This is a genomic window from Microbacterium sp. (assembly GCF_047972865.1).
GTDB lineage: Bacteria > Actinomycetota > Actinomycetes > Actinomycetales > Microbacteriaceae > Microbacterium.
This window is the reverse complement of record NZ_JBKEAY010000196.1, coordinates 1-2,604: the sequence shown is the minus strand read 5'-3', so window position 1 is coordinate 2,604 and position 2,604 is coordinate 1. Positions and strand designations below refer to the sequence as shown.

Sequence of the window (2,604 nt, the reverse complement as noted above, 5' to 3'; positions counted from 1 at the left end):
CCGCCTTTGAGTGAGGTGCCCAGGTCACCGGTCAGTGCGGCGCCGTACCACTCGAACAGCCGTACCAGGAACGGGCGGTCCAGGCCCAGTTGCGACTCGACGCGAGCGATCTCCTCGGGCGAGGCAGCCGCATCGCCGAGGACGGCCGCTGCGGCGGAGCCGGGGATCAGGTAGGTCAACGAGAACACCAGCAACGACACAATGGCCAGTTGCGGGATGGCGAGCGCAAGCCGGTAGCCGATGAGCTTCAGCATGGCGCCTCGCCCGGCGCCGGGAGCGCGGTTGCGCGCATGGCCGGGGCCATGGCCGGGAATGTGGTCGGTGTCATGCGACGCCTCCTCGCGCCGGTGATCGATCGGACGCGTCCGAGTGGGACGCTGGTGTGTGCCACGGTACTGAGCGACTGGCCGCCTGCCCAGCCTCGCGAACGCAACCTAACGATGCAGATCGTGGGCCGCGGGGTTCACGCGACCGTACGTCTGGACGACTGCATGCCGCACGCCAGGTCGCGTGCGACCTGGCGTGCGGCATGCAGGAACGGGTCAGCCGGAGATCGGATAGATGTCGCGGTAGTTCACGAGGTTCACCTCGTACACCTCGCTGGGCGCGGCGACGCCCCCGACAGTAGCAGCGTTCCAGGCGATGGACTGGCCGATCACGGCGTAGCCGCAGCCAAGCGCCTCATCATCGATGATGATCTTCATCGCGTCTCGCCACAGCTGGTCCGCCTGCTCACCATCAGCGGCGATCGCGGCCTGGGCCGCCGCCTTCAACTCAGAACTCTCCGCACCGGCCGGGTTGGCGCGAGCTGTCTCGGAGAACCAACTCGCGTACCAGTCGTAGGGGGTGAGCTGCGGGGCCTGGCCGATGCCGAGAGCGTACTGCCCGCTGTTCCAGGTGGAGACATACTCCGGAATCGGCAGGTCTTGCACCGTCACGGTGACCCCGTCGAGCTGGTTCAGCTGGTCGGCAACGTACTCGACCTGACGTTTCAGGAACGGTGCCGCCGGCATCGTCACGTCGACCCTCTTTCCGTCCAGAAGCTGGTTGGCCGTGTCGAGATCCTGCGAGTAGCCGACGATGTCGGGGTTGTAGCCGAGTTCTCCTTCGACGAAATGCTGACCCGGGACCGAGGTCACCCCGTCGTTCAGCGCGATGAGCCCCTCGTCATCCAGCGCATAGCACATCGCCTGTCGCACTGCAGGGTCGGCGAACGCGCCGCCCTCACCACGATCGAAGAACGTGACGTTGTTGCGCAACGCCTCGTACTCGAACGTGTCGAGGTTGCCAGCGGATTCGATGGTGGAGAGTTGCTCGTCAACCGTGTCAGTGAGGTCTATCTCGCCGCCGACGAGCGCCGCGGTCGCGGCGGTGTCATCGGCGATCGCGTAGAGCTCGATGTCTGCATAGTGCGGGGTCTGTCCCCAGTACCCGTCGTACAGAGAGAAGGACCACTTCGTGGCATCCACCGACGACGCCGCATCGTAGGCCCACGGGCCGGTCCCGACCGGGCTGGTGACGACCGACCCGTCGGCGAGCGTCGACGGTGCCGCGATGAAGACGTTGCGCTGCGTGAGCATGGTGAGGAACGTCGGCGCCGGGAACTTGAGGTTGATCACCGCGGTGTGCTGGTCGGTGGTGTCGACCGACGCCACCGCCTGCAGCGGCCCCGCGAACTGGCCCGGGTTGTCACGCACGTACTCTAGGTTCGCCTTCACTGCTTCGGAGTCGAACGGGGTGCCGTCGTGGAAGGTGACGTCATCGCGCAGGGCGAGCGTGATCGACGTCGGAGTCTGTTCCCACTCGATCGCCAGGTTCGGCAGGATCTCGTAGTCGGGGCCCAGGGTCAGCAACGTCTCGTAGGGCACGCGCATGTAGCCCGCATCGGTGCCCGAGCCCGGCGCCCAGCTCGCGGGCGCGTTGCCCCAGTTGACGCGCAGTGTGCCGGTGGGCTCTGCGGGCGGACCGGCATCCGTGCCGGTCGTGGGTGCGGGTTCGCCGCCGCCTGAGCAGCCGACCAGCAGCAGACCTGCGGCGGCGACGACGGCGAGCAATCGCGCGGTACGGGTGGATGACATGGTCTCGGTGCCTCCTTGCAACGGCCGGATGCTGCGGGCTCCGCGGCATCCGGTGGGAACTCTTGCGGGTATCTGCACGCTATGCCGCCCCGCGCGTGCGGGGCAGGGTCACGGACGCAACCTAACGTTGCACGGTGGGTCGGGCGGTGGTCGTCACGTCCTCGCCGACCGCATGACGACCGGCGCAGCTGTGCCCGCCCGATGCGAGCGGGCACAGCGCGGCGCGCCTGTCAGCCGGCAGGCACCAGGGCGCGGTAGTCGACCAGGTTCACCTCGTAGGGGAACGGTGCCGGCTGCACGCCGGCGACCCGCTCGGTGCTCCACGCCAGGGTCTGCTCGTAGATGCCGAAGGCGCAGGCATTCGCCTCATCGTCGATGATCACCCGCATGACCTCTTGCCACAGTGCGTCGGCCTCGTCGCCGCTGCCGGCGGCGATCGCGGCTTGGGCGGCGGCCTTCAGCTCGGGGCTCTCGTACCCCGAAGGGTTGAGGAAACCCCGCTCGGCGAACCAGGTCGCGTACCAGT

At 67.8% G+C, this 2,604-nt stretch carries 2 protein-coding genes and 1 pseudogene; all 3 read right to left on the bottom strand.

The genetic code is table 11. The features are described from left to right. Positions 1-254, bottom strand: a pseudogene (locus tag ACK5KK_RS12015) (ABC transporter permease); the annotation flags it as partial. Positions 255-542: 288 nt separating this feature from the next. Then, a complete protein-coding gene (locus ACK5KK_RS12010) occupies positions 543-2,078 on the bottom strand; it encodes an ABC transporter substrate-binding protein (protein WP_416890318.1) in 1,536 nt (511 codons plus the stop codon). 230 nt (positions 2,079-2,308) lie between these two features. Beyond that, on the bottom strand, positions 2,309-2,604 hold a 296-nt coding region (locus tag ACK5KK_RS12005), incomplete at its 5' end, for a hypothetical protein (protein WP_416890317.1).

Bases quoted from the DNA above. Each gene is read 5' to 3' on its own strand.
- ACK5KK_RS12010 (WP_416890318.1), bottom strand. From the start codon at position 2,078: ATGTCATCCACCCGTACCGCGCGATTGCTCGCCGTCGTCGCCGCCGCA.